The following is a 21,565-nucleotide window of genomic DNA, read 5'->3' as shown; positions in this document are numbered from 1 at the left end:
GGGTGGGGTTATCCCTACACCGCTTCGGCGGCGATCCCGAGGTAGGCCGCGCGCAGTTCGGCGAGCACCGGGTGGGCCGGGTCGAGGGCGGCGGCGTCGACGGCCGCCAGCGGCCGGACGCCGACGCCCGCGTTCACCGCGACGGCGGCGCCGAAGCGGCCCAGCCCGGCGGCGGGCAGCGGCTCGCGGGACTGCGGCCCCCGGTACGCGCCGGACAGCAGGGCCTCGGTGACGCCGGGCAGACTCGGACCCTCCGGCCAGACCAGCTCGTCCCCGTCCAGGAAGCCGATGTTCCAGGTGGCGCCCTCGGTCACCCGGCCGTCCGAATCGACCAGCAGCACGTCGTCGTAGCCGGCGAGTTGGGCCTGCCGACGGTGGTGCACCAGGCCGAACAGGCCGACGTGCTTCACCTCCGGCAGCTCGCGCCGGTACACCGCGGTGCGCACCCGCAGCGGGGCCGGTGCGGCCGTCGCGGCCGGGCGGGTGGTGACCAGCAGGACGGGCGCGGCGGGAGCGGCGGGGCGCTCCAGGCCGAGCGCCGGGTCGTACACGGTGACCCGGACGGTCACCGGCGCGCCGTCGGCGGGCAGCACCGCGCGGATCCGTTCCCGCACCGCCTCCCGGTCCAGCTCGGCGGCGAACACCGTGCGGCAGTCCCGGACCAGCCGGTCCAGGTGCAGCGTCAGCCCACGGACCCGGCCCGCCTCGGCGCGCAGGGTGGTGAAGTGCCCGTAGTTGAGCAGCCCCAGCGCGGCCAGCCGCGCCGGGTCGGCGGGGGCGCCGTCGATCTCGATCTCAGCCATCCCCCGAGTCTGCCAGCTGTGGCGCCGGCGCCGCGGGCCGCGCGGGGGCCCGCACCACGGCCTGCCCCGGGTCCTGTGCCGGGTCCCGCAGCGGGTCCTGTGCCGAGCCCCGAGCCGGGGTCCGCGCCGCAAGGTCCTGCGGCGGACCTTGCGGCGCGGGCACCGACACCGGGCGGTACGGGGAGGACACCGGACGACGGGCGGCCCGCTCGAACTCCTCGATCCGGTACGCCAGTCCTTCCGGCTCCCCCGCGTCCGACCAGCGCCACGCCTCCGCCCACCACTGCGGGCCGCGCACCAGCGGGAAGCCCGCGAGCGCCAGGTGCAGGGCCAGCGTCGAGCGCGCGTAGTGGTGCACCCAGCCGTCGGCGCCCCGGTAGTCGGGCGTCTCGTCCAGGCGCAGCCAGCGGCCCTCGCGACCGGCGGTCAGTATCGGCACCCAGCCGTGCAGCCGGTCGGCGACCAGCAGGAGGAGCCGCCCGTCCACCTCGCGCACCCGGTAGGAGGGGAGTTGGGGCATCCGCGCGAGCGTGAGCGAGCGCTTCCAGCCGACCACCCACAGCCCCCGGCGCAGGTAGTAGCGGACGGCCGGCTGCCAGGTCCAGTGCGCCTCCAGCCGGAACCCGGGCAGGCCCTCGGCGGTGGCCGCCGCGTACACCTCGTCCAGCGCGGCGGCGGCCAGTCCGCGTCCGCGCGCGGCCGGGCTCACGTAGAGGGAGGAGACGGCGAGTTGGCCCGGTCCCCTGGTCCAGTTGTCCACCGCGACGGTGCCCACGACGGCGCCGTCGTCGTCCCGGATCCAGTACCGGCGGCGGTACAACTCCCCGCCGGGCCAGTCCCGGCCGCTCTCGCCCAGCCGCTCGCGCCAGCCGCGCTCCGCCGGTGGCGCCAGCCCGTCCGGCTCCACCAGCTCGCCCAGCTCGCCCTCCACCAGGGACGCCAAGTCCCAGCAGGCGAACCGTCGTTCTTCCCCCTCGGCGGCCGCCCGCAGCCGCGACCCCGCCGCCAGCCGGTCCTGCGCCCGCTCCACCGCCGCATCCCACGACCTCACCACGCGGTCACCCTAGCCGGAACAGGAGACATTCCGTAATTCAGTGGACACCGAACGTCAGGTCGGGTACGAATACGGCTGTCCGATCAGCCCGGTTCCCACCGGCTTGTCCCGGGAGGGTCCGTTCGGGAAGGAGATCCCCATGCGCGGCATCTTCGTACGAGCCGTCGCCGAGGCGGCGCGCGCCCTAACCGGCGGTCTGACGCGCCTTCGACGCCTCGTCCGCCACGTCGGACGCGCCCGTCCCACCGGGCACGTCGGACGCGTCTGCCGCGTCGGACGTGTCGGACACGGTCCGCCGACCGGGCCGGGTCAGCGCCACGGCCGCGATCACCAGGGCGCCGCCGGCCAGGGCGTTCCAACCGACCGGCTCCGCGAGGAACAGCGCGCCGATCGCGGTGGACCACAGCGGCATGACGTAGGTGACGGACGAGGCCACGGTGGCGCCCGCGGTCCGGACCAGGTCGAGGTTGAGCACGTACGCGAAGCCGGTGCCGACCATGCCGAACACCAGCAGGGCGGCGGCCGGTCCGGCCCCGGGCCAGTGCGGGGCGCCCGCGGCGAGCGGCGCGATCACGGCCAACTCGGCGGCGGCGCAGCCGATCTGGAGAGCGGAGAGGGTGGTGACCGACTCCGGACGACCGGACAGGAAGCGCCGCAGGTAGGCGAAGCCCGCCCCGTAGCAGCAGGCGGCGGCCAGGCAGACGAGCCCTCCGACCGCCTCGCCGGAGCCGGAGCCGGTCCCGCGCCAGACCCCGAGCACCGTGAGCACGCCGACGAACCCGAGCGCGAGGCCGGTCAGCCTGCGGGCGCCCGGGCGGCGCTCCTCAGCGGCGGTGAGCACCGCGAACAGCAGGGTGAACAGCGGAGTGGTCGCGTTCATCACCCCGGCGAGCACCGAGCTGACCATGGTCTCGCCGAACGGGAACAGGATGAACGGCACGGTGTTGAGCAGCACCGCGACCACCGCCGAGTGCCCCCACAGCGCACGATCACGCGGGATCCGCTCACCGCGCAGCACCAGGACGGCGCCCAACGTGACCGCGCCCAGCAGGCACCGCCACAGCGCCACCCAGACCGGGGGCACCCCCGCGTCGACCGCCACCTTGATCAGGGCGAAGCTCGCACCCCAGATCGCCGACAGTGCCGCAAACCCCGGCAGCCATCGTCGCACCGCAACCACCCCCGCATTCCTCCGCTGTTCCCTGCTGGACAGAGGGTGGCCCGGCGTCCGAGTATGAGTCCAACAAGTGGCACTCCGACATGGATGAGGAAGTCTCATGTCCCCAGGTCACACGCCTCAGGACGCCCGATGACCACGGAGGTCAACCTGGCCCAGCTGAGAGCGCTGGTCGCGGTCGCCGACACCGGCGGCTTCGGCGCGGCCGCCGACGAACTGGGCATCAGCCAGTCCGCCGTCTCGCACGCCGTGGGCGCGTTGGAGCGGGTGCTCGGCGCACCCGTCCTGATGCGCGGCGTTCCCTGCCGGCCGACGCCGCTCGGCGAGCAGGTCCTGCCGCACGCCCGTACGGCCGTCGCCTCGGCCGCCGCCGTGCGCACCGTCGCGACCAGGCACACGGGCGGCCTGACCGGTACCGTCCGGCTGGCCGCGCCGACCACCGTCTGCCAGGCGCTGCTGCCCGGGCTGCTGCGGGACTGGAAGGCCGCGTACCCGGAGGTCACCGTCCGGGTCTTCGAGGGCGAGGACGCCGAGCTGCCCGCCTGGCTGGAGGCCGGCACGGTGGACGCCGCCGTCCTGGTGGACGCCGGACCGCCGCGGCCCGGGGCGGTCACGCTCGGCGCGGACTCGATGCACGCGCTGCTGCGCCGCGACCACCCGCTCGCCGGCCAGGAGACCATCCACGTCGCCGAGTTGGAGGACGACGACTTCCTGCTCTCGGAGGGCGGCTGCGAGCGCCACATCCGGGAGGCCTACCGGCGGGCCGGGACCCGCTTCGAGCCCCGGCACCGGATCCGCGACCTCAACACCCTGATCGGCATGGTGCACGCCGGTGTCGGGGTCTCGGTGATGCCCGCGCTGGCCCTGCCGATGCTCCCGGCCGACTGCGTGCTGGTCCCGATCCGGCCCGCCGTCCACCGAACGCTCACGCTCACCGGGCCGGCCGGTCGGCCGTGGTCCCCGGTGGTCAGCGGGCTGCTCGCGGGATTGGGCACGATGACGAAGGGGAGGGCCCTCGCGGGGTCACCGGCCTGAGTGGAGTTTTTCGGCGCCGGGGGCGGGATCGGTGGAACTTCCCGTCGATCCCGGCGGCAGCGGCTGGCCGGCGCGGGCGTGCGGCCGGAGGGTGACGGCATTCCGGCCGTACCCCGAGGGAGGACCCGTTGCCCGCACACCCGCTGCCCCCACCGTCCGCGCCGCCGACCGCGCATCCGACGGACACGCATCCGACGGACACGCGTCCGACGGACGGGCAGGACACGGCCGAGTACGAGACGGCCGAGCAGTCCTCATCCACTCGACCGGCGCCCGTGCACCCGCGCCGCTGGTGGGCGCTCTGCGCGCTGCTCACCGCCGAGGCGATGAACCTGCTGGACGCGACGATCGTGCAGGTCGCCGCGCCGCGCATGCGTGCCGACCTCGGCGGGCCGGCCGCCGCCGTGCCCTGGCTCACCGCCGCGTACACCCTGCCGTTCGCCGTCCTGTTGCTCACCGGCGGGCGGCTCGGTGACCGGGCCGGACGGAGGCGGGTGTTCCGGATCGGGGTCGCGGGTTTCCTGCTCGCCTCGCTGGCCTGCGCCTGCGCGCCCACGCTCGGCGCGCTGCTCGCCTTCCGGGCCGTCCAGGGCGCGACGGCCGCCGTGATCGTGCCGCAGACCATCGGCCTGGTCAAGGCCATGTTCCGGGGCCCGGAGACGGCCCGGGCGCTGGGCACCATCGGTCCGGTGATGGGGCTCGCGGCGGTCGCCGGACCGGTACTCGGCGGGCTCCTCACCCACGCCGACCTGTTCGGCTCCTCCTGGCGCGCCGTCTTCCTCGTCAACCTCCCGCTCTCGCTCGCCGTCCTCGTGCTCGCCCCGCTGCTCACGGAGGACCGCACCCCGCGCCGCCCCGGCCTCGACCCGGTCGGCAGCACGCTCGCGGCGCTCGCGACCGCGCTGGTCACGCTGCCACTGCTCGCCGCCGGGGGCACGCCGGCGGGGTGGACGGCCGTCGGGGCGGTCGTCGCGGTGGTCTTCGTCGTCCACCAGCGGCGCGGGGCCCGACGCGGCACCGACACCCTGGTCGAGCCCAGCCTGTTCACCTCCCCGCGGTTCCCGGCCGCGCTGGTCGCCCTCGCGCTCGCCTTCGCGGCCACCACGGGGCTCGGTCTGGTCGTCGTCCTGCACCTCCAACTCGGCAGCGGCGCCGACCCGCTGGCCTCCGGCCTGACCCTGCTGCCGATGTCGGCCGGACTGGCGGTCGGTTCGCTGTGGGCGGGGTCGTCGCTGGTCCGGCGGTACGGGGCACGGGTGATGCCCGCCGGGGTGGCCGTCATGGCGGTCGGGGTGCTGGCCACCGTCGGCGCCTACCGGACGGGCCAGCGGCCGGAGGCACTGCCGTACGCGCTAGCCGTGGTGGGGCTCGGGCAAGGCCTGTTCACCCCCGCCTTCTTCACCACCGCGCTGAAGCCGCTGCGGCCGCAGGAGACCGGCTCGGCGGCGGGCCTGCTCAACGCCGTTCAGCAACTCGGGTCCACGCTCGGCGTCGCGGTGCTCGGCCGGATCTACCTGGCCGCCCCGGACACCACCGGGGCGCAGCGCGCCTGCTGGGTGGCGGTCGGGGTGCTGGCGGCCGTGGCCGTGGCGGGACGTCTGATGAGCGACGCTCATGGCGCCCACGCCAACGCCCGCGATCGCGCCCGTGCCCACACCCGCAATCGCGCCCACCCGGCAGAATCGGACGGTGAGTCCGACCACGGGGAACCCCGGCATGCTCGATGACCTCGACCGCGCGCTCGTCCACGCCCTGCGCGTCGACGGGCGCGCCCCGTTCAACCGGATCGCCGCCGTCCTCGACGTCTCCCCGCAGACCGTCGCCCGCCGCTACCGGCGGCTGCGCGCCGAGGCCGGCCTGCGAGTGGTCGGCCTCGCCGACCCGCACCGGGCCGGGCGGACACAGTGGCTGCTCCGCCTCACCGCCGGACCGCACACCGCCCAGAACCTCGCCCAGGCGCTCGTCCGGCGCGCCGACACCGCCTGGGTGAAGCTCACCTCCGGCGGCACCGAGATCACCGCCATCGTGGACACCGGCCCCGGTGCCGACGGCCACAGCCTGCTGCTGCGCGACATCCCCCGCGCCGCCGCCGTCACCGACGTCTCCGCCCACTGCCTGCTGCACACCTACCGGGGCGGTCCGAGCGCCTGGCCGGTCAGCACCGAGGCCCTCAGCGAGGAACAGCAGGCCCGGCTCCGCCCCACCGCCGCGAGCCTCCCGTCCGGCGGCCTCGACCACACCGACACCGCCGACCACGCCCTGCTCGGCGCACTCCACCGGGACGGCCGCACGCCCCTCGGAGACCTCGCCGCCGCCACCGGCCGCACCCCGGCCACCGTCGCCCGCCGACTCGCCGAACTCCGCTCCGACGGCGCCGTGTTCCTCGACGTGGAACTCGACGCCCGGCTCCTGGGCGCGGACCTGCAGGCGCTGCTCTGGCTCAGGGTCGCCCCCGCCCACCTCGACCGTGTCGGCCGCGCCCTCGCCACCCACCGCGAACTCGCCTTCGTCGCCGCCACCACCGGCCCCAGCAACCTCGCCGCCATTGCCCTGTGCACCGACCCGGCGGACCTCCACCGGTACGTGACAACGCGGTTGGGCGCCGTCCCGGAGATCACCGCCCTGGAGTCCGCCCCCGTCCTCCGCACCCTCAAGGCCGCCGGCCCGGTCCCGGCGCCACCGGGACCCGGACGGCCCTGACCGCCGGATCACGGCCGGCCGACCACCACCCGGGCTCCGTCCAGGTCCGCCCGGGTGACCACACCCGCCGCCGCAGTGGGTGCCCGGAGCCGGGTGCCGTGCCGTGCCATGCCATGCACTCACGAGTTCTCACCGCTCGCCGGTCACCGCCGGCCCGTCGCCAATCGCCCGTCGCCAATCGCCCGTCGAAGATCCAACCGACCGTCCGAGAGCTCGTCCGTCCCGGGCCCGCTGGCCGACGACGCGCGGGAATCCGGAATGGGCAACTCCCGTTCCCCGCAACTGACGCACCCCCGTCCGCCGGGTCTTGACCCACCCTCCGGGACAGGTCTATACCAGTGGGAGTCCAGGGCAACACCCCACGCTCCTGGGCCGTTTCGGCCTGCCGCCGCGCCACCCCCACCTCCGGCGCGGACGGGCACTTCCCCCACCGCTGTTTCCTGGAAGGCCTCCGATGGAACGCGCTATTCCCGCACACCCCGCCGGCCCGGACGCCGGCCAAGCCACACCGGCCACACCTGCCGCACCGGCTGCCCCCGGCCACCGGCGCCGCCCCCGCCGGACCGCCCTCGCCGTGGTCGGCGTGCTGGGGCTGGTCGCCGGGGGCGTCGCCGCCCTGGCCGGCACCGGCTCCGCCGCCGCGGACACCTCCGCCACCACCGCCTCGACCGGCCTGGGCAGCAACTGGTACGCCTCGGCGCCGTACCTGATGCCCGAGGACAACAGCCCGCCGGACGCCGCCGCCGTCATGGACGCCACCGGCCAGAAGGCCTTCCAGCTGGCGTTCATCCTGGCCCAGGGCAACAACTGCTCCCCCGCCTGGGGCGGCACCTCCTCGATCGACACCGACACCACCATGCCGGCCGTCATCCAGACCATCCGCGGCAAGGGCGGCGACGTCTCGGTCTCGGTCGGCGGGTACGGCGGCACCAAGCTGGGCCAGGTCTGCGGCACGCCGGAGGCGACCGCGGCCGGCTACCAGAAGGTGATCACCAAGTACCAGCTCAAGGCGATCGACTTCGACCTGGAGGAGCCGGAGTACGAGAACACCGCGGCCATCCACAACGAGATCGGCGCGGCGAGGATCCTCCAGCAGAACAACCCGGGCCTGTACGTGTCGATCACCACCGCCGGCACCAACGCGGGCACCGGCTGGTTCGGCACCCAGATGCTCAACGAGGCCAAGTCCCAGGGCTTCACGCCGAACAACTACTCGATCATGCCGTTCGACGGCGGCTTCAACGGCGCCGCGGCGCAGACCGACGCGCTGGTGAAGTTCAACCAGATCCTGCAGACCACCTTCGGCTGGAACGAGGCCACCGCCTACGCCCACGAGGGCGTGTCGATGATGAACGGCCGCACCGACGCAGCCGAGTACTTCCGCCAGGCCGACTTCCAGACCGTGCTGGACTTCGCCACCGCGCACGGCCTGGCCCGGTACACCTACTGGTCGGTCAACCGCGACCGGCAGTGCCAGGGACCGGTGGACCCGGGGCTGTCCGGCTCCTGCTCCAGCGTGGCGCAGAACGACTGGGACTTCACCAAGTACACGGTGAAGTTCGCCGGGGCGACCCCGCCCACCACCCCGCCGACGACGCCCCCGACCACGCCGCCGACCAGCCCGGGCACCCCCGGCGCCTGCACCGCCCCGGCGTGGAGCGCGAGCACCACGTACACCGGCGGCGCCAAGGTCTCCTACAACGGGCACAACTACCACGCCAAGTGGTGGACGCTGAACGAGGTGCCGAGCGCCAGCGGCCAGTGGGGCGTCTGGGCCGACGACGGCCCCTGCTGACCGGAGGACGCGCCCGGCCGGCCCGACGTCCGCACCGGCCGGGCGCCACGCCGGGCGCGTCCCTCCCTCACTCCGACGCCGCGAACCGCTCCCGCAGCTCCGCCAGCACCTGCGCCGCCTCCGGCAGCCCGGCCGCCTCGCAGCGCGCGATGCCGGCGGTCAGCCGGGCCGCCGCCGCCGCGGTGCGACCGAGGTCGCTGCCCTCGATCAGCGCGGCCAGCCGGACGGACTCCGCCCGCGGCGCCTCGGCCCGCTCGCCGCCCTGCCCGTACACCGTGACGGCCCGCTCGATCTCCGCGAGCGCCTCCTCGTACCGCTCGGCGACGGCCAGGCAGCGCGCCCGCTCGTAGTGCGAACCGCCGCGCAGGTACCAGGCGTTGTACTCCTGGCCGCGCTCGTCGGCGGTCGCGCCGACCGCGTCCGCCTCGGCCACCAGGGCCAGCGCGGCGGGCAGGCCGTCCGCACCCTGCACCCGCATCGTGATCCGTGCCAACTCCCTCAGCGTGGCGGCCAGTTGGTCGACCTGCGGGGCCTCGGCATGGGCCGCGCGGGCCCGACCGAGCGCCGCCTCAGCCGCGTCCCAGCGGTCCGCCTGGGCGAGTGCCAGGGCGGCTTCGCAGGCGACCATGGTGTGGGTCTCCTGGTCCTCCCAGCCGGCCACCAGCTCGGCCAGTCGCAGGTACTCCTCGGCGGCGTCCCGGTACTCCTCCAGTTCGACCAGGCCGCGGGCGAGGTCCAGCCTGGTCTGGGCGAGCATCCGGACGTCCAGCCGGGCCGCCGACGCGTCCAGCAGCACGGACTCCAGGACGGCGACCGCGTCCGCCGCCCGCCCGGTGTCGCGCAGCACGTCGGCCAGCTGCAGCCGCACCTGCGCGGCCTCCTCGACGGCCTCCGGTCCCTTGCGGTCGTAGCGCGCGGCCGCCTCCGACAGCGCGCGGACCGCGCCGCCGAGGTCCCCCACCTGCAGGCAGGAGTGACCGAGCATCATGTACGTCGGCGCGTACGGGTAGGAGTCCTCGCCCCAGCGCGCGGCCTCGGCCAGCGCCCGGTGGAACGCCTCGACGGCCTGGCCCGGCTCGCCGCCCTGCAGCAGCACCTGACCCAGCAGGCCGAGCACCCGCGGGGTTTGCCAGGGCAGCTCGGCCGCGTCCAACTGGGCCAGCACCTCGCGCAGTTCGGCGGTCGCCTCGGCCAACCGGCCCTGCCGGGCAGCGGCGTCGGCGGTGTACTGCCGGGAGGTGGCGGCGCGACGGGCGGAGCCCAGCTCGACGGCGGTCCGGTGGTATCCGCCGACGGCCGCCTCGAAGCGCGCGGCGGTCTCGGCGGAGGGCTCGGGCAGCGTCTCCACCAGGTCGTGGTGGGCGGCGTAGGCACGGCTCTGCAGCACGATCAGGTAGTCGTCGTCGGTCATCCCGCCCGTCGCCCGCAGCTCCTCGGCCCGGGCCAGCGCCGCGTCGAGCGCGACCCAGTCGGCCGTCCTGCCCTTGCTCCCGCCCGCATCCGTGTCGCCGCCCGCGTCCGCATCGCCACCCGCGTCCGCATCGCCGCCCGCGTCCGCGTCGTCGCTCACGCCCGCGCCGGTGTCAGCACCCGCGCCCGTGTCAGCGTCGCCGGCAACCACTCCAGCGGCGGCCGCCGCCCCACCCGACTCCTCGTCGAGTTCCACGATCAGCGCCCGGGTGCTGACCATCAGCGCGGCCCCGGGCATCCCCGCCGCCTCGAACAGCCCGGCGGCGGCCAGCAGTCCGGCCTTCCCCTCGGCGTGCGCGTCGCGCTGCAGCGCGTCGTGCGCGCGCTGCTCGGCGAGTTCCGCGCGCAGCCGCTCGGGGCTGCCGACCTCCGTGCCCTCCGGGTGGACGAAGTCCGCGGCGGCGACGCGCTCGGCGATCCGCTTCCAGAGCCGGTCGGAGTCCGGGTGCCCGAGGGCTTCCAGTTCGCGGGCCCGGACCACCAGGGCGGTGAAGTCCTCCGGCTCCACCTCGACCGCCCGGCGCGGCGCGGGCGCGGCGGCCGGGGCCGCGGACAGCTCGGGCGCGGCGGCGGCCCGCACGCCCAGGGCCAGCGGCTCGGCCAGCAGCGGCTCGACGGCCAGCCGCGCGCGGCGCGCGGCGCTGACCGCGTCGGTGCCGTTGCGGGCGTCGAAGCGGGCGGCCAACGCGTCCGCCTCGGTGCGCAGGTGGGCGAGCAGGGTGTCCACCGTCCAGACGGTGCCGGCCGGGCCGCTGACCGCGAGTTCGCCGTGCCCGGCCCGGGCCAGGACGGCGATCAGCACCTCGACGCCAGTCAGGAAGTCCAGCCGGGAGGCGGCCTCGCCGGTGACCGCGAACAGGTCGCGGTTCTCGGCGAGCAGTTCCAGGCCGCGCGGTTCGTTGCCGGACAGCGCGCAGAACTCGACGTGCCGGGCGACGGAGCTCAGCATCGAGGACTTGCCGCGCGCGAAGCGGTAGCCGGTGAGGTGTGCGGAGCGGGCCTCGTCCAGCCGGCCCTGACGCAGCAGCGGCAGCAGGGCGACCGACTGGCTGAGGTAGGGCTCCAGTTCGCAGGTGCTGCGGCCGCTGAGCACCGGGGCCAGCACGTCCAGCGCGCGGGCGTCGTCGCCGAGGCCGAGGGCGTGCCGGGCGCGGGAACGGGTCTCGCAGGCGTGGCAGTCGCTCATCTCGGAGCGCGGGCGGGCCGCCCACAGCTCGTACGCGTCCTGGACGCCGACGCCGGTGAGGCCGGCCAGGTGGTAGCGCTCGGCGTAGTACGGCTGGAGGCCGTAGCCGGCCGCCCGGTAGCGGTCGCGCAGTTCGGTGAGCCAGCGCTCGACGGCCGTCAGCGGCACGTCCGGGTTCTGCCGCAGCGAGCCGGCCACCCACTTGAAACGCCAGAACACCTGGTGGCGGGCCCACTCGCCGAAGCCGTCCGGGTCCTTGTCCCAGAGCCTCAGCACGCGGGCGAACACGACCGGGAGCTTGTTGCGCTCGCCGTCGTACTCGTAGGCCTCCATCAGTTCGAGCAGGGCCATCGAACGGACCTTGGTGTCGTCGAACTGCTCGGCGGCGTCGACGAGTTCCTCGGCGGTGACGGTCCGGGTGCGGCCGTACGGGCGGGAGTCGTTCTCGTGCAGCGCGGCCATCACCGCGTCGGGGGTGTCCAGCATCACGCCTCCTGCTCGCCGTCGCGGTTCGGGCCGCCCGCCTCGCCGGTGCCGCCGGCCCTGCCCGCGCCACCCGCTCCACCCGCTCCGGCGGCCTCGTGGCCGAGCATGGCGTGGTCGAGCAGGCTGATGAACGACCGGTTGAGCAGGGCGGACTCGCTGGCCTTGAGCGGGCGGCGGGTCATCAGCACGGCCTGCCCGTACAGCGCCTCCACGGCGGTGACGGCCAGCTCCCGGTCGGTCACGGTCGCGGCGCGGCGCACCAGCGGGTTGAGGTGGTTGAGCACCAGCTGGGCGCGGGGCACCTCGGCACGCAGCGAGCCGAGGATGTCCGCCCACAACCCGTCCGCCTCATCCGCGAGTTGGGCGCGCGTGCGCTCGTGCCGGGCCTCCCGGTTGTCGAGCAGCAGGGCGGGCGCGTTGGTCGGGTGGAAGCTGCGCAGGGCGACGTCGCAGTCGAACCGGCCGACCACCTCGCGGGCGATCGCGAGGAAGGCGTTGGCGGCCAGCTCCGCGGCCGGGTCGACGGTGTCCAGGTGCGCGGTGACGGTGCCCGGGTCGAGGTCGGAGACCGAGACGCCGGGGCGGATCTCGGGCAGTCGGTGCACCAGGTCGCGATCGTAGGTGTAGCCGCCGTTGACCACACCGAGGCCGGCCGCGCCGGCGATCGGGGCGACCTGGCGGAACTCCTCGACCGTACGGGTCACCAGCACGACCGGGTGGCTGCGGGCGAACTCGTCCAGGGTGACGTTGCCGTCGGTGGTCTCGAACGGTAGCCAGGGCAGCATCATCCGCAGCAACTCGTCGTCGTAGCGCGCGAGTTCCTTGACCGCCAGGTGGTGGACGGACAGGAAGCGGTGCAGCAGCGCCGGGTCGCTCGCGGAGAGGCCGGTCAGCCAGTCGCGGATCCGGGCGCCGAGCGCGTCACGGACGGCGGCCAGCGTCTCGTCGGCGTACAGGCCCTCGCGGGAGGCGGTGGGGCGCAGCCCGTCGGTGTCGACGACGCAGCGGACGAAGAACGCCCAGTCCGGCAGCAGTTCGTCGGCCTGCTCGGACAGCAGCATGCCCTTGAGGTGCACCCGGTGGCCGTTGCGGCGCGACGGCGGGGCGGCGTCCGGCAGCACGTACGCGACGCCGCGCAGGCCGACCAGCGGCAGGTCCAGCTCGATGGTGTCGAGCGGGGTGAAGTCGAAGGTGGTGCGGCAGTACTCGGCGAGCGCGTCGCGCTTGGCCAGCGGGGAGGCGTGGCGCTCGGCCCACGGCGGGGTGCGGTTGACCCGGTGTTCGGTGCCGTTCGCGTCGGTCACGGTGACGTCGTGGCGCAGCAGGCTGCCGAAGTCCCGGGCGAGGGTGAGCACCCGGCCGGGGCGGGTCCACTCGGCGGCGTCGGCGCGCGGGGCGAGGGTGACGGTGGTGCCCGGTTCGGGCTTGGCCTCGGTGGGCAGGGTGCGGATGGTGTAGCTGCCGTCGGAGCTGCCGCGCCACTCGATCACCGGGGCGTCCGGCGCGGCGGCGGAGCGGGTGACCACGGTGATCTCGTCGGCGACCACGAAGCACGCGAGCAGGCCGATGCCGAACTGGCCGATGAAGTCGCCGCGCGCCCTGGCCAGCCCGTCGCCGTCGAGGCGGCCGTCGGCGTCGCGCTTGGAGCTGCGGCCGATGGTGGCGAGGAAGGTGTGGACGTCCTGCTCGGTCAGGCCGACGCCGGTGTCGGTGACGGACAGCTCGTCGTCGGCGCGGACGGTGATCCGGGCCGGCGCCCCGGGGTCGAGGGCGCGGCGGGCGGAGATCGCGTCCACCGCGTTCTGCAGCAGTTCGCGCAGGTAGACCCGCGGGCTGGAGTAGAGGTGGTGGGAGAGCAGGTCCACCAGGCCGCGCAGGTCCACCTGGAAGGTGTGCGCACTCGTCGGGTTGTCGGTTGGGGACACCGGAGGCTCTTTCGATCGCGGGGCGGATGGCGTTCGGGGGACGCGGCTCGGCGTCGGTGCGCGGCTCGGTGGCTGCAGACGGTCGGCGTCGGTACGCGGTCGGCGACGGCGGACGGTTGACGTCAGTTCACGGTCGTCACGGGTTCACAGGTTCACAGGTTCACGGGTCGGGCTCGGTTCACGGTCGTCACGGGTTCACAGGTTCACAGGTTCACGGGTCGGGCTCGGTTCACGGTCGTCACGGGTTCACGAGGTCGTCATGGGTTCACGGTCGGCCTCAGGACGCGGCGCAGCGGTCGCGGTGGGCGCGGTAGGTCTTGACCGGGTCCCCCGACAGGTAGTGCCAGGGCGACTCGGTGACGGCCCCGTCCAGCGCGTCGAACAGCAGCCGGGCGGTCTTGCGCTGGTCGGCGAGCGAGAAGGCCATCGCGAAGCTGTTGAAGGCGCCCTGCCAGCCGCGCACCGGCTTGAAGTCCGGGTGCAGCACGGAACGGAAGGCGGCCTCCTGCAGCTCGCCCAGCACGGTCGGGCTGGTCAGGTACGCGTGGTCCTCGCCGTCCGGGAGGTCCAGCCAGTGCTCCAGGTGCGCGAGCGCCACCAGTTCGCCGAGGTGGCTGCCCTCGGGCGCGGCCAACATCGCCGAGCGGGCGAAGTCGTGCATCTGCTCGTGCGAGCCGCCCCACTTGGCGCACAGCTGCTGCAGCCGCTGCCGGTGCGAGCCGCTGTGTCCGGGCGAGCGGCGGACGGCGGCCTCGAAGCGGCAGGCGGCGACCTCCGGTCCGAGCGAGGCGCCGCGGGCGCTGATCTGCAGGAAGTACCAGGGCGCGAGCCAGGCCGGCTCGCGCTCGGCCACCTCCAGCAGCTGCTCCTCGGCGGTGTCCAGCCGCTGGTGGAACAGCTTCCACTGCTCCTCGGTGACGTGCTTGGCCCGGGCTCCGGTGCGTGCCTCCCAGGCCCAGGTGATCTGCCGGGCTCCGGACAGCAGCAGCGCCAGCGAGTCGTCCGGGGCGTCGGCCAGGACCCGGCCCGTCCACTCCTCGACCCCGGGCACGTCGGCGATCGCCGCGGCGAGGTACGTCAGCTCGGCTCCGTCCCCGACGCCGTTCCCGACGCCCTCCTCGGCACCATTCGCGGCGCCGTCACTCGCGCCGCCCCCGACGGCGGCCAGCGCGGGGCGCAGCGCCGCCCAGTCCCCGGCCGCGGCCTGACCGAGCACCAGGCGCACGGACTCGTCCCCGAAGGTCGGGTCGAGCCGCGGCTCGGCACCGCGGGCCGCCACCGGCGCCCCGGCGGCGCGCCGGCCGAACCCGAACCCGCGCCACCCGGCCCGGTCCTGCGCGCCCTCCCCGCCGGAGCGGCGTCGGAACAGCGGCATGTGGTGGCCCCCTCGAACGTCATCGGCATCTTTCGCATGGCCGCACCGCGGCCACCTCAGATGGAGTACATATCACGCTCGACTGACATCCGTTTCCCCAGACCAGCGCCCTCCCGGCTCGGGACCGGAGCGGGAACGTCCGGCGGAGGCGCCCGGAACGGCACGAGCGGGCACCACGGGTGACGCCTCGCTGCCTGACAGCGACCTGCCACCGCCACCACGCCCACCGCCACCACGGCCACCACGCCACGCCGACCGCGCCGCGCCGTGCCGCCCCGGCCGACGGTCCGTCGCCATGGGGACCGACCGACCGTGCCCGACGACCTGCTCTCAGGCGGGTCCGGGCCCGGCGTCCGGCGTCCGGCCCGCCTGCGCCTGCTCGATCCGCTGGACCAGCATGACCGCGAGCCGCCGCGTCGCGGCCACGTCCACCGGGCCGCCCTCGGTGGTCACGCTCGCCACCACCGTGCCCGAGCGCACCACGATGCCGACGCCCTCGCCCTCGGCCAACGGCCCCTGGAAGGCCTGGCTCTCGCTGCCCAGCGCCGGGGTGTCGATCTTCTTGAACGGCCCGGCGGCGTACGAGGTGTACGTCTCCTTCAGCCGGTTCCTGGCCGCGTCCCGGCTGGGCAGGGTCTCCACGATGAAGCGGGTGACCACGTCGCCCGAGGAGAACCGGACCGACGCGCTGAGCGGCTTGCCCGTGCAGGGCTTGGCGGCGGTGCAGGTGACGGTGTGGTCGGCGGTGTCGACCCGGCGCTTCTCCTCCTCCCACCCGGCCATCGCCTTGGCGTCCGGCAGCACCTGGCCGACCAGCTTGTCGTCCAGCAGCGCCGCCTCCAGGTCCGCACTGGGCGCCGCCGCGGGGGCCGACGCGGGCGCGGCCGTGCTCGCGGGCGCGGTCGCGGGTGCCGCGGCCGCCCCGGACGCGGCCCCCGTCGCCGACGCCGCGGCCGGGTCCGCGGGCGCGGAGGCCGCGGCCGTTGAGGCGGTCGCACCCGCCGCCGCGCCCGGTGCCCCCGACGCCGTCGCCGCGGCGCCCTTCGACCCCCCGGACGAGCACCCGGCCAGCACCGCCATCAGCACTCCGGCCGCCACCCCGGCCGCCATCCGCCGACCACCCATCCCCATCGCCCGCTCCCTCCGGCTGTCAGTGACCCCTCAACATAGCCGCAGCTCCGCCCCCGTCCACCGCCGCCCCGTCCCCGCACCCACACCCGCCACCCGCCGCGCGCCGCGCGCCGCGCGCCGGCAGAGCACCGCCCCTCCCCCGAAGCACCCCCGAAGGACCCCGAAACGCCGGCGGGGCGGCGACCAACCGGTCACCGCCCCGCCGAAGAACCGCACCGCGCGACCGACGGATCAGACCGCCGGAGCCGGGTAGGTCGGGTACTCGACACCCGAGATGTACTGCACGACCCGGACGACCTGGCACGAGTAGCCGAACTCGTTGTCGTACCACAGGTACAGGATCGCGTTGTCGCCCTCGACCTTGGTCGCGCCGGCGTCCACGATCGAGGCGTGGCGCGAGCCGATGAAGTCGCTGGAGACCGCGTCGGGCGAGTCGATGAAGTCGATCTGGCGCTTCAGCGGCGAGGTCAGCGAGACGTTGCGCAGGTACTCCAGGACGTCCTCACGGTTGGTCTCCCGCTTCAGCTGGAGGTTGAGGATCGCGATCGAGACGTCCGGCACGGGCACCCGGATCGAGCTGCCGGTGATCCGCGCCTTGAGGTCCGGCAGGGCCTTGGCGACGGCCGAGGCGGCACCGGTCTCGGTGATCACCATGTTCAGCGGCGCCGAGCGGCCACGGCGGTCGGCCTTGTGGTAGTTGTCCAGCAGGTTCTGGTCGTTGGTGAACGAGTGGACGGTCTCCACGTGGCCGCGGACCACGCCGTACTCGTCCTCCATCGCCTTCAGCGGCGGGACGATGGCGTTGGTGGTGCAGGAGGCGCAGGAGATGATCTGCTCGTCCGGCTTGATCATGTCGTGGTTGACGCCGTGGACGATGTTCGGGACGTCGCCCTTGCCCGGAGCGGTCAGCACGACCTTGGCGATGCCGGGGCGCAGGTGCTTCGACAGGCCCTCGCGGTCACGCCACCGGCCGGTGTTGTCGATCAGGATCGCGTCGTTGATCCCGTACTCCGTGTAGTCGACCTTGGTCGGGTCGTCGGAGTAGATCACCGTGATCTCGTTGCCGTTGACGACGATCTTGTTGTTCGCCTCGTCGACGGTGATCGTGCCCTGGAACTGGCCGTGGATGGAGTCCCGGCGCAGCAGCGAGGCGCGCTTGACCAGGTCGTCGCCGCCGCCGTTGCGCACGACGATGGCCTTCAGCCGCAGGCCGTTGGCCGAGGCCTTCTCGATCAGCAGCCGGGCGACCAACCGGCCGATGCGGCCGAACCCGTACAGCACGACGTCCTGCGCGGACCGGCGCTCCAGCTTGTTCTCCCCGGTGGCACCGGCGACGGCCCGGGCGGTGAACTCCTCCACCGAGAGACCGTGGTCGTCCGCCTTGTACGTGGCGGCGAGCATGCCGATGTCGATCTGCGAGGGGCCGAGGTCCAGGGCGGTCAGTGCGCTCAGGAACGGCATCGTCTCGGTGACCGAGAGCTCCTCGCCGGCTATCTGCCGGGCGAAGCGGTGCGTCTTGAGGATGCTGACCACCGACTTGTTCACCAGGGAACGGCTGTGGCACAGAACGGTGACGTCCCGCTCCCGGTGCAGCCGCCCGATGATCGGGATCATCGACTCCGCGATCTCCTCGCGGTTCTTCCAGTCCGTGAACACGTCGTCGTTGACAGTCACAAGTCCATCTTTCGAGCTGAGGGTGTTGCCCACATGGTAGCTTCGCCCACCTCCGCCCCAGCGGCCGGTCCCACCTCCACCCGTCTCCCCCACCCCTCCGACCTGCGCTTTCCCCCACCGCCCTGCCCCGGAAGGTGATCACCGCCACCCTCGGGAGGCGCCCGTGGACACCGCCGACGGGACCCGTCCCCGGGCGCACGGGCGGGCCCCGCGGCGCCGACGGGCGGCCCCTGCGGCGCCGACGAGCGGGCGCGTGCCGCCGCACGCGCGCCCCGGAGCGGTTCGTCCACGCAGCCGCACCGCGGGAGCCCCCGACCGGCGGGTACGACCGCCGTCCGCCGGTGCCTCGAGTGATCGTTCCGGCCAGTACAGTGAGCAACTGCCCGACCGGACCGAGGCGTGAGGGGGGCCCGCGTGGCGACGCTGGGTATGCACCGGGACTTCCTGCTGGAGTTCGCGGCGCTGGAGAAGTCGGTGCAGCGACGGGTCTTCGAGACCTTCGAGAAGTTCACCGGGGCGACGCACGCCGGCGTGCACCTGGAGAAGCTCACCCACCAGCGCGATCCCCGGATCCGGACCATCCGGATCACCGACTTCTGGCGCGGAGTCGTCCTCAAGGCCGACCGCGGCGACGGCTACCTGCTGCTGAAGGTCCTCCCGCACGACAAGGCCAACGACTGGGCGGGCAAGCACCGGGCCTCGGTCAACGCCGCCACCCAGGGCGTCGAGATCCGCAACGACGTCGCCCTGGAACGCGCCACCGCGTCCCTGCGGACCCGGGCCTCCGACGAACCCCGGCGGCTCTTCGCCGACCGCTCCGACAAGGTCCTGCGCAGCCTGGGCATCGACGAGGAGATCCTGCCGATCATCCGGCTGCTGCCCGACGAAGCCCATCTGGAGGCGCTCCACCGGGTCCTGCCGGAGCAGCAGTTCGACGTCCTGATCGGTCTCGCCAGCGGGATGGAGCCGGCCGACATCGACCGCGAGATCGTCCAGGCGTACGCGCGGGCGGCGGCTCCGGTGGGCGCCGGCCGGCCCGAGGACGAGCTGGTCTCGGCGATGGCCCGCGCGCGCGGCCGGGTCGCCCTGGTGTCCGGCCCCGAGGAACTGCAGGAGATCCTGGAGCGCCCGTTCGACGCCTGGCGGATCTTCCTGCACCCGGCCCAGTACCGGATCGCCTACCGGGAGTCGTTCAACGGACCCGCCCGCGTCACCGGCGGCCCCGGGACCGGCAAGACCGTGGTGGCCCTGCACCGGACGTACCATCTGGCGCGCCGGCTGCCGCCGGACGCCCCCGACGGATCGGTGCTGCTCACCACCTACACCAAGGACCTCGCCGCGGAGTTGGAACGCTGCCTCGCCCTGCTCGTCACGGACGAGCGGATCAGGGCGAAGGTCCGGGTGGTCACCGTCGACGCGTTGGCCAACGAGGTCCTCCGCCGCTCCCGGGGCGGCGCCCCGCTGAAGATCGTCTTCAACCAGCGCGCGGTCCTGGCCCGTTGGGGGCGGAACGCCGAGCGGCTCGGGGTCGACTTCGCCGACGTGTTCCTCGACCAGGAGTGGCGGCAGGTCGTCCTGGCCCAGGCGATCGAGGGTCCGGAGCAGTACCTGAAGGCGTCCCGGTCCGGCCGGGGCACCACCCTCGGGCCGCTGAAGCGGACCCAACTGTGGCGCGTGGTGGCCGCGTTCGAGGAGGAGCTGCGACAGGCCGGGGAGTGGACCTTCCTGCAGGTCTGCGCGCAGGCCGCACGGACGCTCGACGAGCAGGAGCACCGCCCGTTCCGGCACGTGGTGATCGACGAGGCCCAGGACCTGCACCCCGCGCAGTGGCGGTTCCTCCGCGCACTCGTCGCGCCCGGGCCGGACGACCTGTTCCTCGCCGGCGACCCGCACCAGCGGATCTACGGGAACAAGGTCTCGCTGCGCTCGCTCGGGATCCAGGTGGTCGGCCGGTCCGCCCGGCTGCGGATCAACTACCGGACCACGCACGAGATCCTCAGTTGGTCCGCCTCCCTGCTCACCGGTGAGCGCCCGGACGACATGGACGGCGGAGAGGAGTCCCTGGCCGGCTATCACTCGACCCTGCACGGCGCGCACCCCGAGACGCACGGTCACGCCGACAAGTCCGAGGAGATCCGGGCACTCGTCGCCCGCATCGCGGAGTGGACCGCCTCGGGCGTGCGCCCGGAGGACATCGGCGTCGCCGCCCGGACCGTCCAGTTCGGCCGCGACATCGCCCAGGCCCTGGACCGCGCCGGGACGCCCGCCTACCTGCTCGGCAACGCGCCGTCGCCCGGCGTGCGGATCGGGACCATGCACCGGATGAAGGGACTGGAGTTCCGCTGCATGGCCGTCGCGGGCGTGAGCGACGGCGTGGTGCCCATGCCCAACGCCATCACCCCGCAGGACACGGACCCGCAGCAGCACCGGGAAGACCTGAACGGCGAGCTCAGCCTGCTCTTCGTGGCGTGCACGCGCGCCCGGGAGGCCCTCTCGGTCTCCTGGCACGGGGCGCCGAGCGGCTTCCTCGCGCCGGTCGTGCGGCAGCGGGCGCCGGAGCAGCGACGGGCCGACGCCCTCGTTCGCTGACGGCCCGCGTCCGGCCTGGTGCTGTGCGGCTTGGTCCGGCCCGCCCGGGTCCTCCGCGCGGCGCCGAGTGGCGCCGAGTGGCGCCGAGTGGCGCCGAGTGGCGCTCGCACGGCCGGAGTTGCCCGGGGACCGGTGGGGTGGGGTAATGGGAGGCGGCCGGTGTTTGAGCGTTTCGCGAGAGACCCGGGAGCAGGCGATGACCGGTGGTCCCGAACCCATCAGTGCCGAGGGCCTGCGTGCGGTGCAGGAGGAGTTGGCGCAGCTGCGGGCGGATCGGGGGGAGGTGGCCGCGACGCTGCGCGGGGTGGAGCCGGTGGGGGACCGGGCGGACGCGGCGGACGAGTTGCAGCGGGCGTCGGAGGTGACGCGGCTGGACCGGCGGATCGCCGAGTTGGAGCAGCGGCTGCGCGAGGCGAGCATCGCCGGGGCTCCGTCGACGGCGGTGGTGGGGGTGGGGTCCACCGTCACCGTGCGGTTCGCGGACGGGGACGAGGAGACCGTCGAGGTCGCGGAGCTGGCTGAGGAGCGGGAGCTGACCCTGGTGACCTCCGACAGCCCGCTCGGGAAGGCCCTGCTCGGGCGCCACGCCGGGGAGACGGTGCACTACGAGACGCCGGGCGGCGCGACCAGCGCGGTCGTGCTGTCGGTGGGGCGGAGCGCCGGGTAGCGCACCGGTGCGGCGAAAGGCCCGCGGGCCGGCGAATTCCTCGACAAGCGCCGCCTATCAGGTCACAGGGACGGCCTCTTTGACGTGCCGCGGCCCCGGACTCCACACTGACCGGTGAGGAATCCGGAACCGGTGCGCCGGAAAATCGGCGAGCCGGAACATCCGGGCAAGGGGCGGCGCGGCACGTGGTCATCATCGACGCCCCGGTTGACGGCCCGGCCTCGACCCCGCCCGGGACCTGGGCCGTCGGCATTCCCGGGCCGCACCACCAGTCAGGCCGGGTTTTCGACTGTCGTGCCCCTTCGTGAAGGGGCAGAATCCCGGAATTGACACGTCAGCGAATTCTGCGAGAACGGCGCCGAATGCCTCGCCGAGCAGATAGCCGCCGGGGCTGTGTCCCACCGGGACTGTTTCCCGCCGGGCCACCGCCGAATCGTCCCGCGAACATTCCGGCACGCCGCCCCAGGCCTCCGGCCCCCGCCCCCGAAGCGGGTCGGC

Annotated in this window: 14 protein-coding genes; 6 read left to right on the top strand and 8 right to left on the bottom strand. The window is 74.4% G+C overall.

The window, feature by feature from the left end; translation table 11 throughout:
- Positions 1-14: 14 nt before the first annotated feature.
- From AB0Q99_RS04755 to AB0Q99_RS04745, 3 genes are all read right to left on the bottom strand, one after another.
- The gene (locus AB0Q99_RS04755; protein WP_363568498.1) at positions 15-803 is read right to left on the bottom strand and encodes an aminotransferase class IV; all 789 of its coding nucleotides are present in this window, start codon (positions 801-803) and stop codon (positions 15-17) included.
- Positions 796-1,857: a GNAT family N-acetyltransferase gene (locus tag AB0Q99_RS04750; RefSeq protein ID WP_363568496.1), complete on the bottom strand. Its 1,062-nt coding sequence runs from the start codon at positions 1,855-1,857 to the stop codon at positions 796-798. Before AB0Q99_RS04750 ends, AB0Q99_RS04755 begins: the two co-directional genes overlap by 8 nt.
- 184 nt (positions 1,858-2,041) lie before the next feature.
- Positions 2,042-3,028, bottom strand: a complete 987-nt coding sequence (locus AB0Q99_RS04745) for a DMT family transporter (protein WP_363568494.1) — start codon at positions 3,026-3,028, stop codon at positions 2,042-2,044.
- A gap of 138 nt (positions 3,029-3,166) precedes the next feature.
- On the opposite strand from AB0Q99_RS04745, the gene AB0Q99_RS04740 reads away from it, so the two are divergent.
- The 4 genes from AB0Q99_RS04740 (at position 3,167) to AB0Q99_RS04725 (ending at position 8,564) form a co-directional block, all read left to right on the top strand.
- Entirely contained in the window at positions 3,167-4,069 is a 903-nt protein-coding gene (locus AB0Q99_RS04740; RefSeq protein WP_363568493.1) for a LysR substrate-binding domain-containing protein, read from the top strand.
- Positions 4,070-4,344: 275 nt separating this feature from the next.
- Positions 4,345-5,796: an MFS transporter gene (locus AB0Q99_RS04735; RefSeq protein WP_363568491.1), complete on the top strand. Its 1,452-nt coding sequence runs from the start codon at positions 4,345-4,347 to the stop codon at positions 5,794-5,796.
- The gene (locus AB0Q99_RS04730) at positions 5,786-6,769 is read left to right on the top strand and encodes an Lrp/AsnC family transcriptional regulator (protein WP_363568489.1); all 984 of its coding nucleotides are present in this window, start codon (positions 5,786-5,788) and stop codon (positions 6,767-6,769) included. The genes AB0Q99_RS04735 and AB0Q99_RS04730 overlap by 11 nt, the downstream gene beginning before the upstream one ends.
- Positions 6,770-7,223: 454 nt before the next feature.
- A complete protein-coding gene (locus tag AB0Q99_RS04725) occupies positions 7,224-8,564 on the top strand; it encodes a carbohydrate-binding protein (RefSeq protein ID WP_363568487.1) in 1,341 nt (446 codons plus the stop codon).
- A gap of 67 nt (positions 8,565-8,631) precedes the next feature.
- On the opposite strand, the gene AB0Q99_RS04720 is transcribed toward AB0Q99_RS04725, so the two are convergent.
- The 5 genes from AB0Q99_RS04720 to AB0Q99_RS04700 all read right to left on the bottom strand — a co-directional run bounded on the left by AB0Q99_RS04720 (position 8,632) and on the right by AB0Q99_RS04700 (position 17,811).
- Positions 8,632-11,706 carry a hypothetical protein gene (locus AB0Q99_RS04720; protein WP_363568485.1) on the bottom strand — a complete coding sequence of 1,025 codons (3,075 nt, stop codon included), beginning with the start codon at positions 11,704-11,706 and terminating at the stop codon, positions 8,632-8,634.
- The gene (locus tag AB0Q99_RS04715; RefSeq protein ID WP_363568483.1) at positions 11,706-13,631 is read right to left on the bottom strand and encodes an HSP90 family protein; all 1,926 of its coding nucleotides are present in this window, start codon (positions 13,629-13,631) and stop codon (positions 11,706-11,708) included. Before AB0Q99_RS04715 ends, AB0Q99_RS04720 begins: the two co-directional genes overlap by 1 nt.
- A 277-nt stretch (positions 13,632-13,908) precedes the next feature.
- On the bottom strand, positions 13,909-15,006 hold the full coding sequence (locus AB0Q99_RS04710; RefSeq protein WP_363568481.1) for a hypothetical protein: 1,098 nt from the start codon (positions 15,004-15,006) through the stop codon (positions 13,909-13,911).
- Positions 15,007-15,336: 330 nt separating this feature from the next.
- Complete coding sequence (locus AB0Q99_RS04705) at positions 15,337-16,137, bottom strand: hypothetical protein (RefSeq protein WP_363568479.1); 801 nt, start codon at positions 16,135-16,137, stop codon at positions 15,337-15,339.
- 231 nt (positions 16,138-16,368) lie between these two features.
- Positions 16,369-17,811 (bottom strand): glyceraldehyde-3-phosphate dehydrogenase, encoded by a 1,443-nt coding sequence (locus AB0Q99_RS04700; RefSeq protein ID WP_363568477.1) that lies wholly within the window; start codon positions 17,809-17,811, stop codon positions 16,369-16,371.
- Positions 17,812-18,240: 429 nt separating this feature from the next.
- On the opposite strand from AB0Q99_RS04700, the gene AB0Q99_RS04695 reads away from it, so the two are divergent.
- Both AB0Q99_RS04695 and AB0Q99_RS04690 read left to right on the top strand, forming a co-directional pair.
- Positions 18,241-20,400, top strand: coding sequence for a UvrD-helicase domain-containing protein (locus AB0Q99_RS04695; protein ID WP_363569247.1), 2,160 nt, complete (start codon positions 18,241-18,243; stop codon positions 20,398-20,400).
- 196 nt (positions 20,401-20,596) lie between these two features.
- Positions 20,597-21,067: a GreA/GreB family elongation factor gene (locus AB0Q99_RS04690; protein WP_363568475.1), complete on the top strand. Its 471-nt coding sequence runs from the start codon at positions 20,597-20,599 to the stop codon at positions 21,065-21,067.
- Positions 21,068-21,565 lie beyond the last annotated feature (498 nt).

The organism is Kitasatospora sp. NPDC086791 (assembly GCF_040685975.1).
Classification (GTDB): domain Bacteria; phylum Actinomycetota; class Actinomycetes; order Streptomycetales; family Streptomycetaceae; genus Kitasatospora.
This window is presented reverse-complemented; position numbering and strand designations above follow the sequence as displayed.

What these genes read in the sequence shown, in the direction of transcription:
- AB0Q99_RS04755 (WP_363568498.1), bottom strand. Translation starts at nt 803, where the DNA reads ATGGCTGAGATCGAGATCGACGGCGCCCCCGCCGACCCGGCGCGGCTG.
- AB0Q99_RS04740 (WP_363568493.1), top strand. Translation starts at nt 3,167, where the DNA reads ATGACCACGGAGGTCAACCTGGCCCAGCTGAGAGCGCTGGTCGCGGTC.
- AB0Q99_RS04730 (WP_363568489.1), top strand. Translation starts at nt 5,786, where the DNA reads ATGCTCGATGACCTCGACCGCGCGCTCGTCCACGCCCTGCGCGTCGAC.
- AB0Q99_RS04725 (WP_363568487.1), top strand. Translation starts at nt 7,224, where the DNA reads ATGGAACGCGCTATTCCCGCACACCCCGCCGGCCCGGACGCCGGCCAA.
- AB0Q99_RS04720 (WP_363568485.1), bottom strand. Translation starts at nt 11,706, where the DNA reads ATGCTGGACACCCCCGACGCGGTGATGGCCGCGCTGCACGAGAACGAC.
- AB0Q99_RS04710 (WP_363568481.1), bottom strand. Translation starts at nt 15,006, where the DNA reads ATGCCGCTGTTCCGACGCCGCTCCGGCGGGGAGGGCGCGCAGGACCGG.
- AB0Q99_RS04705 (WP_363568479.1), bottom strand. Translation starts at nt 16,137, where the DNA reads ATGGGGATGGGTGGTCGGCGGATGGCGGCCGGGGTGGCGGCCGGAGTG.
- AB0Q99_RS04695 (WP_363569247.1), top strand. Translation starts at nt 18,241, where the DNA reads ATGCACCGGGACTTCCTGCTGGAGTTCGCGGCGCTGGAGAAGTCGGTG.
- AB0Q99_RS04690 (WP_363568475.1), top strand. Translation starts at nt 20,597, where the DNA reads ATGACCGGTGGTCCCGAACCCATCAGTGCCGAGGGCCTGCGTGCGGTG.